This is a genomic window from Serratia sp. 506_PEND, from assembly GCF_001076875.1.
Lineage (GTDB): Bacteria > Pseudomonadota > Gammaproteobacteria > Enterobacterales > Enterobacteriaceae > Serratia > Serratia marcescens.
The window spans coordinates 1-7,930 of the sequence record NZ_JVEL01000303.1 but is presented as its reverse complement, the minus strand read 5'-3'; the positions used below and the strand labels follow the sequence as shown (position 1 = coordinate 7,930).

The 7,930-nt window shown below is 55.6% G+C and carries 7 protein-coding genes and 1 pseudogene; 3 read left to right on the top strand and 5 right to left on the bottom strand.

Translation table 11 applies throughout. The annotated features are described in order from the left end of the window. A pseudogene (locus tag ADK28_RS32920) lies at positions 1-150 on the top strand (hypothetical protein); the annotation flags it as partial. Between the two features lie 113 nt (positions 151-263). Here the strand turns inward: ADK28_RS32920 and ADK28_RS08385 are convergent. The 3 genes from ADK28_RS08385 to nhaB form a co-directional block, all read right to left on the bottom strand. After that, positions 264-1,025 carry an aspartyl/asparaginyl beta-hydroxylase domain-containing protein gene (locus ADK28_RS08385; RefSeq protein WP_033640106.1) on the bottom strand — a complete coding sequence of 254 codons (762 nt, stop codon included), beginning with the start codon at positions 1,023-1,025 and terminating at the stop codon, positions 264-266. A 702-nt stretch (positions 1,026-1,727) separates the two neighbouring features. Continuing rightward, entirely contained in the window at positions 1,728-2,258 is a 531-nt protein-coding gene (gene dsbB, locus ADK28_RS08380) for a disulfide bond formation protein DsbB (protein WP_048795400.1), read from the bottom strand. 120 nt (positions 2,259-2,378) lie between these two features. Then, positions 2,379-3,944 carry a sodium/proton antiporter NhaB gene (nhaB, locus tag ADK28_RS08375; RefSeq protein ID WP_016927458.1) on the bottom strand — a complete coding sequence of 522 codons (1,566 nt, stop codon included), beginning with the start codon at positions 3,942-3,944 and terminating at the stop codon, positions 2,379-2,381. A gap of 243 nt (positions 3,945-4,187) precedes the next feature. On the opposite strand from nhaB, the gene fadR reads away from it, so the two are divergent. Further along, the gene (gene fadR, locus ADK28_RS08370) at positions 4,188-4,907 is read left to right on the top strand and encodes a fatty acid metabolism transcriptional regulator FadR (protein WP_025303107.1); all 720 of its coding nucleotides are present in this window, start codon (positions 4,188-4,190) and stop codon (positions 4,905-4,907) included. 60 nt (positions 4,908-4,967) lie between these two features. On the opposite strand, the gene ADK28_RS08365 is transcribed toward fadR, so the two are convergent. Beyond that, positions 4,968-6,503 (bottom strand): SpoVR family protein, encoded by a 1,536-nt coding sequence (locus ADK28_RS08365; RefSeq protein WP_016927460.1) that lies wholly within the window; start codon positions 6,501-6,503, stop codon positions 4,968-4,970. A gap of 297 nt (positions 6,504-6,800) precedes the next feature. On the opposite strand from ADK28_RS08365, the gene zinT reads away from it, so the two are divergent. Next, entirely contained in the window at positions 6,801-7,457 is a 657-nt protein-coding gene (gene zinT, locus ADK28_RS08360) for a metal-binding protein ZinT (RefSeq protein ID WP_048795399.1), read from the top strand. A 46-nt stretch (positions 7,458-7,503) separates the two neighbouring features. Here zinT and ADK28_RS08355 read toward each other — a convergent pair whose 3' ends face one another. Next, positions 7,504-7,821, bottom strand: a complete 318-nt coding sequence (locus tag ADK28_RS08355; protein WP_016927462.1) for an antibiotic biosynthesis monooxygenase family protein — start codon at positions 7,819-7,821, stop codon at positions 7,504-7,506. Positions 7,822-7,930: the final 109 nt, after the last annotated feature.

Sequence of the window (7,930 nt, the reverse complement as noted above, 5' to 3'; positions counted from 1 at the left end):
AAGCCGCTGTTTCCCTGGCACCCGCTGATCAGCGGCTCCAAAGCGGCGATGCACGGCGAGCGCATCACGGTGCGGCATATTGCGGTGCGCGAGAGCGAAGTGGTGGACTGGCAGGATCATATTCTCAACAAGCCGGACTGGGCCAGATAACGCGGATGCCTTGACAGATGTTGCTCGGCAACACGAGTTTTAATGTCAGAGGGCGGCGTGTTAAGACATCCCGCCCTCTTGGCTATTGAGCTCACGCGCGTGAGACTCTTGCTTCACGCTTTTTTGGCGCGGCGATGCCAGTTGGCCAGATTTTTCAGCGGCTGCTTCACATACGGGCTGGCTTTGATCAGGCTGAACAGCAGTTTATTCACCGCCGTGCCCACTTTGTCCATTGGCCGGTCGACATCGAGAAACAGCACAGCGCGCAGCTCGTCGGTATCATTGCGAACCTCGTGTTCGTAGGAATCATCAAACAAAATCACCTTGCCTTCATCCCAGTGCAGAATTTGGTCGTCAACGCGGATCCAGAGCTTGTCCCGATCCTTTGGCACGATCAATCCCAGATGCGCGCGCACGACGGCTCGAGTCGGGCCTTTGTGAGGCACGATGTGATAGTGCGGTTTAAGAATCGAAAACATGGCGGTGCGCATGCCGGGGATCTCGCTGACCGCCTCTGCTGTGCGCGGGCAGATGGCGCAGTTTTCATCAACCCGTTGCCCGTAGACAAACAGCCCGAAGGTTTTCCAGTTATCGCCTTTAGAGATGCGTTTCTGATCCGGTGATATTTGGTGGAACGCTGGGATATCCTCCGGGTGTTCCAGCAACCGATCCAACTCCTCGCGAATGGCCGGCCAACGGGCTTCCAGCGCCGTCACCCAATTAAATTCATGATTGCCGATCCGCGGCGTGGTGGAGATGAGCGAATGGCGAGTCTGAAATTCGCCGTTCCAGCGCAGGAATTTTTTCCCGGCTTTGAGCAGCATGCGCCGCAGGAAGGGGCGCTGAGACGAAGGGGGCAATGTGGTATCCGGCATAGTATCGTGTCCTTGATGTCATATGATGTGCTGTAGTCAGCCAAAACCTGGCTCACAGGAAGAAAGGGCGAAAGTCAACACGTCATTCAGCATAGGGAAAGCATCGCGAACGATTTTAATCTTTAGTGCGCGAATGGCGTTGATGCTTGGTGCCGGATAGAGAGAAATTCCAACAATTTATTTAAGAATGGTAAGGGCTTGCGTGAGGGGGGAAGAGGGGAAAAAAGCCCCTGCAAAGATGAGGGGCAAGACACACAACAACACCAGGGAAATCGGTAGTACTCACTTTGCCGATACTATAAGGATTTTATGGGTAAACTTCACCAAAATATTGTGCTCTGAATGTGACAAAGGCGCAGTCGTTCATAAGTAACGGTAATTTATTGATGCTCGAAGGCTGAAAGGAATGCGCCAGAGCGGCCCGCTTTTAGTCGCCGATATGGCAGAAGTTTAATGTTATGTAAATTACGCCCTTAGCCGTGCCGGGATGCTTCTTTTTAAACGATAAGTTGGGTAATTTGGCCGCTCTCCCGCAAGTTCGAGAGTATAACAATGAAAATGATCCGCCTGTTTACCGTAGCTGGAGCGCTGATCGTGCTCGTTTACTTCCTTACACATACCTGAGGTGACTTTATCTCGGAATGTGACAGCAATACCTAAAAAAACGGCGCCTTCCGGCGCCGTTTTTTGTTTGTCTGCCGATCAGCGGCCGAACAGGTCGCGGCGGCGTGGGCGAACAAACTGCGCGACCAGCACAATCAGCGCCACCAACAGATAGGCACTGAAGATGCCGACCAACCATTGCGGCATTTCCAACGTCAGGAATTGCCATTGACGCACGGAGCAGTCACCGGAAGCATGAAACACCGCCGGCAGCCATTTGTCCAGCGGCAGCCAGGACGGGAAGCTGACGAAGAAATCGCAGGTATTGAATGGCGAAGGATGCAACTGGATCATGGTGTGCTTCCACGCCAGCTGTACGCCTTCCCAGGCGCTGTAGATCCACAGCAAGATCGCCGCGTAGCGCAGCGGAGTTTTCGGCGCGATGGCGCCCACCAGCGAGGCGCCGAGGATGCCGAACAGCGCGCAACGCTCGTAAATGCACATCACGCACGGCTGCAGCAGCATAACGTGCTGGAAATAGAGCGCGACCAGTTCCAACACCAACGCTGTCAGGGCCATCAGCAGCCAGGCGCCGCGTCCTTGTGAACAGCGGTTAAAGAATTGCAACATATCTAGATTCTTCCATGCAGTAAGCAATTGAACCGGCAGTGTAAACCAATTCCTCTTCGCTGCCAGCCACCTGGGCCGGATTCAGCGTAAAAATAGTCGGTTCACCCTGCCGGCGCCGTCTCAGTGGCCGACGGCGTCGATGGACGGCAGCGTCAGCCAATGCCACTGCGTCAACAGCTCGGTCGCCGGTTCCAAGGTGAACTGGACGCACAGCAGGCCAACCACCGTCAGCACCACCGTATAAGGCAGGGCCATCCATACCATGCGGCCATACGACAAACGCACCAGCGGCGCCAATGCCGACGTCAGCAGGAACAGAAACGCCGCCTGTCCGTTAGGGGTGGCGACCGATGGCAGGTTGGTACCGGTATTGATGGCGACCGCCAGCAGCTCGAACTGCTTCAGCCCGATCGCGCCGGTTTCCAGCGCGGTGCGCGCCTCGTTGATGTAAACCGTGCCGACGAACACGTTGTCGGAAACCGACGACAGCAGGCCGTTGAACAGGTAGAACAGCGAAAGCTGAGAGGCGGGCTCGGCGCGCAGCACAAACTGGATCACCGGGCTGAACAGGTGCTGCTCGATGATGACCGCGACCACGGTGAAAAACACCGTCAGCAGCGCGGTGAACGGCAGCGCTTCCTGGAACGCTTTGCCGATGGCGTGCTCGTCGTTCACGCCGCACAGGGAGGTGGCGAGGACGATCACCGACAGGCCAATCAGCCCCACTTCAGCCAGGTGGAAGGCCAGCGCCAGCACCAGCCAAACGCCGATCAGCGCCTGCATCACCAGTTTGAGCCGTTCTTGTTTGCTACGGCCCGCAGTGGCCTTGCGGTCATACTCTTTCAGCACGTCGCGCACCGCTTCCGGTAGCTGCGCGCCGTAGCCAAACAGGTGAAAACGTTCTACCAGCCAACACACCAGCAGGCCGCACACTAACACCGGCAGCGTGACCGGCGCCATACGCAGGAAGAAATCGATAAAACCCCAGCCCGCGTTTTTGGCGATGATCAGGTTTTGCGGCTCGCCCACCATGGTCATGACCCCGCCGAGCGCGGTGCCGACGCCGGCGTGCATCAGCAGGCTGCGCAGAAAGGCGCGGAATTGCTCCAGCGTCTGTTTACGCTCTTCGCCGGTAAAATCGCTGTCATCGCCAATGTCGCCGTCAGGGCGGTTTGACGTCACGTTGTGATAGATGGAATAGAAGCCGGTGGCCACGCTGATCACTACCGCCACGACCGTCAGCGCGTCGAGGAAGGCGGAAAGGAAGGCGGCGGCCAGGCAGAACGCCAGCGACAGCAACGTTTTCGAACGGATGTTGAGCAGCAGCTTGGTGAACACGAACAGCAGCAGCTGCTTCATAAAGTAGATGCCGGCCACCATAAAGATCAGCAGCAGCAACACGTCCAGATTATGTTCGATTTCCTGCGAAACCTGCGCCGGGCTGGTCATGCCGATGGCCACGGCCTCAAGCGCCAGCAGGCCGCCCGGCAGCAGCGGGTAGCATTTCAGCGCCATCGCGAGGGTAAAGATGAACTCGGCCACCAGCAGCCAACCCGCGATAAACGGGCTGGCGAAAAAGAACACCAGAGGGTTGATCGCCAGAAAAATGAGAATGGTCAGTTTGTACCAGTCGGGAGATTGCCCCAGAAAATTTTTGAGCAGGGCGCTACGCAGGGTTGTTTCCATTGTGCTCTATGCATCCTTCAATCAGTCGTAGCACGTACCCTAACAATGCGGTGGGGGCGTGCGCAACCTGAGCTTGTTTTACCATGGGAAAATTCCACCGACCGGTATTTTTGCTCGTTTTTTGCCACGTTATGCACACTTTCGTTTATTGTTTTTCGCTCACGCTATGTCATGTCAGCACGATCTGGTATGATGAGCTGATTACTTTTACTGATTTTATCGTCGCAACGGAACGTCAAACACATGGTCATAAAGGCGCAGAGTCCTGCCGGTTTCGCGGAAGAGTACATTATTGAGAGTATTTGGAATAATCGCTTCCCCCCTGGCTCTATTTTGCCCGCGGAGCGTGAGCTTTCGGAGTTGATTGGCGTCACGCGCACCACGTTACGTGAAGTGTTGCAACGTCTGGCCCGCGATGGCTGGTTGACCATTCAGCATGGCAAACCGACCAAAGTGAACAATTTTTGGGAAACGTCCGGCCTCAATATCCTTGAGACGGTGGCCCGTCTCGATCACAAAAGCGTCCCTCAGCTGATCGATAACCTGCTGTCCGTGCGCACCAATATCGCGTCGATCTTTATTCGCGCCGCGGTGCGCAATCATCCGGAACAAGCCCAGGAAGTGCTGGCGAAAGCCGCCGAGGTAGAAGATCAGGCGGACGCGTTCAATCTGCTCGATTACGAGATCTTCCGTGGTTTGGCGTTCGCTTCCGGCAACCCGATCTACGGCCTGATCTTCAACGGTCTGAAAGGGCTGTACACCCGCGTGGGCCGTTACTACTTCTCCAACCCGGAAGCGCGCAAGCTGGCGCTGACCTTCTACAGCAAGCTGTCCACGCTGTGCCATGAGAAGCTGTACGACCAGGTGATGGACACCGTGCGCAACTACGGTAAAGACAGCGGGGCGATTTGGCAGAGCATGCAGGGCACCATGCCGAGCGATCTGACCGAAGCGCGTCGCTGATTGCGTATTAATGAAATTAAGAAAGGGCGCCATTTTGGCGCCCTTTGTCGTTATGGCGGATTACAGCGGCGTTGGTCGCGGCGGGCAGCGATCGAGCAGCTCCACGCTGCCGTCTTCGTTTTGCTGTTCTAGGATCACGTCGAAGCCCCACAGGCGATGCAGGTGCTTCAACACGTCGCGACGGCTTTTATCCAACGGTGCACGCTCCTGTGGAATATAACGCAATGTTAGCGAACGGTCGCCGCGCAGGTCCACGTTCCAGATCTGAATGTTCGGCTCGTGATTGCTCAGGTTGTATTGTGCAGACAGCTCCTGACGGATCGCCCGGTAGCCGGCCTCGTTGTGGATCGCGGCAATCTCCAGATAGTTGTTGCGATCGTCGTCCAGCACGGTGAACAACCGGAAATCACGCATCACTTTGGGTGACAGGAACTGGCTGATAAAGCTCTCGTCCTTGAAGTCGCGCATGGCGAAGTGCAATGTCTCCAGCCAGTCTTTTCCGGCGATGTCCGGGAACCAGTAGCGGTCTTCTTCGGTCGGCGATTGGCAGATGCGCTTGATGTCCTGGAACATGGCGAAGCCCAGCGCATAAGGGTTGATGCCGTTATAGTACGGGCTGTTGTACGGCGGCTGATACACCACGTTGGTGTGGCTGTGCAAAAACTCCAGCATAAACCGCTCGGTCACTCGGCCCTCGTCGTACAGATGGTTGAGGATGGTGTAATGCCAGAAGGTGGCCCAACCCTCGTTCATCACCTGAGTCTGCTTTTGCGGGTAGAAATACTGGCTGACTTTGCGCACGATGCGCAACACCTCACGCTGCCAGGGTTCCAGCAGCGGTGCATTCTTTTCGATAAAATAGAGGATATTTTCCTGCGGTTCGCTCGGATACCGGCGCGCCTGCTCCGGCGACTCTTCACGTTCGACGCGCGGCAAGGTCTTCCATAACGTATTCACCTGGCTTTGCAGATACTCTTCGCGGCTTTTCTGGCGCGCTTTCTCTTCCACCAGGGAGATTTTCTGCGGGCGCTTGTACCTGTCGACTCCATAGTTCATCAGCGCGTGGCAGGAGTCCAGTAGTCGCTCCACTTCATCGACGCCGTAGCGCTCTTCGCATTGGCTGATGTAGTGGCGGGCGAACAGCAGATAATCGACGATGGAGCTGGCGTCGGTCCAGCTGCGGAACAGATAGTTATTCTTGAAGAACGAGTTGTGGCCATAGCAGGCGTGCGCCATCACCAGCGCCTGCATGGTGATGGTGTTTTCCTCCATCAGGTAGGCGATGCAGGGATTGGAGTTGATGACGATTTCATACGCCAGCCCTTGCTGGCCCTGTTTGTAGCGCTGTTCGGTTTCGATGAACTTCTTGCCGAAGGACCAATGGGTATAGTTGATCGGCATGCCGACGCTCGAATAGGCGTCCATCATCTGCTCGGAGGTGATCACCTCGATCTGATGGGGGTAGGTGTCGAGTCGGTAATGCTTGGCGACGCGGTCGATCTGCTCCAAATACACCTGCAGCAGTTCGAACGTCCAGTCCGGTCCATCGCTCAGACGTTTATCATCCTTAACCTTTTCATGTGTTGAAGTAGTCATCAGCGCACCCTCATTATTCACGGGTCTTGCTTAAACGGCAGACCCTGTAACAAGCATAGTTCAAGTCATAATTAACCATTGCAAATCAGTGAAATAAAAATGCCGGTACGCAAAGGAGCGAACGGCGGTCGATCCGGCGCCCGTCCCGGCAGAAGGCGGCGCGGCACCGCACTCCCTCTTCGAGTATAACCCTGCGGCAGGGGGGCGCAACACAATGCCTGTTGCACGACAAGGATTGAAAATTGTTATGTTATATTGTAACTTTTAATTTTCATGGTAACGGACAAGGAGCGCATTTTGGCGAGGCATTTTGGCAAACTGGCGGTGGCGGTGGCGCTGGCAGCGTTGTTTATCAGCGGGCAGGCGTGCGCACACGGGCATCATTCACACGGCAAGCCGCTGACGGAGGTGGAAAAAAAGGCGGAGGCGGGTGTATTCGACGATAAGGACGTCAAAGATCGCAACCTGGCGGATTGGGAGGGGGTGTGGCAATCCGTGTATCCCTATCTGCTCAATGGGGATCTTGACCCGGTGTTCAAGAAGAAAGCGGCACAGGACAAGCGCAAGACCTTCGCCGAAGTGAAGGCGTATTACCGCAAAGGGTACGCCACCGATGTAGATACCATCGGCATTGAAAATGGCGTCATGGAATTTCACCGCGGTGACCAATCCAGCGCCTGTCAGTATAAGTACGCCGGGCATAAGATCCTGACGTATGTTTCCGGTAAAAAGGGCGTGCGTTATCTGTTTGAATGCCAGGATGCCGGCAGCCTGGCGCCGAAATTCGTGCAGTTCAGCGATCACATTATCGGCCCGCGCAAATCGGCGCATTTCCATATCTTTATGGGCAACACGTCGCAGGAAGCGTTGCTGAAAGAGATGGATAACTGGCCGACTTACTACCCATTCCAACTGCAAACCAAAGAAGTCGTGGATGAGATGCTGCATCATTGATGCCGCTCGCTCCCGCAACCACAAGCCCGCCTGTGTGGGCTTGTGCTCAGTCAAACGGTCTGATTTGCAGGTAATCGTCCGTCACTTCCATTTCAAATAGCGTTTTATCTGCCAACAAGGTCGCACGCATTCGTTCCCGGGCTTGCCGGTAGCGTTCATCCAATTGAATATCACCGGCACTTTCCCATGCGACTCGGCTTGGCCATTGCGCATAGCCGATAAACTGCCCGCCCATATCCCGATGCAGGCGCGAGCCGAGGCTGCCGCGCTGCAGATAGATGCCTTGGGTCAACGCTAGCCAAGCCTGGCGAAAGGCGTGTTCGTGTCCGGGTTTGACTGAAAACTGGTAAATGGCGATGAACATAAGGCGTTCTCCACAATAGCGACAGTGTGAACTTTAGGCGCTGCTTCTGGCTTTAACGTTCATATCGTGCTGCAGCGTTCAACATAAGCGGGCGGGCTAAGGGCTCGGG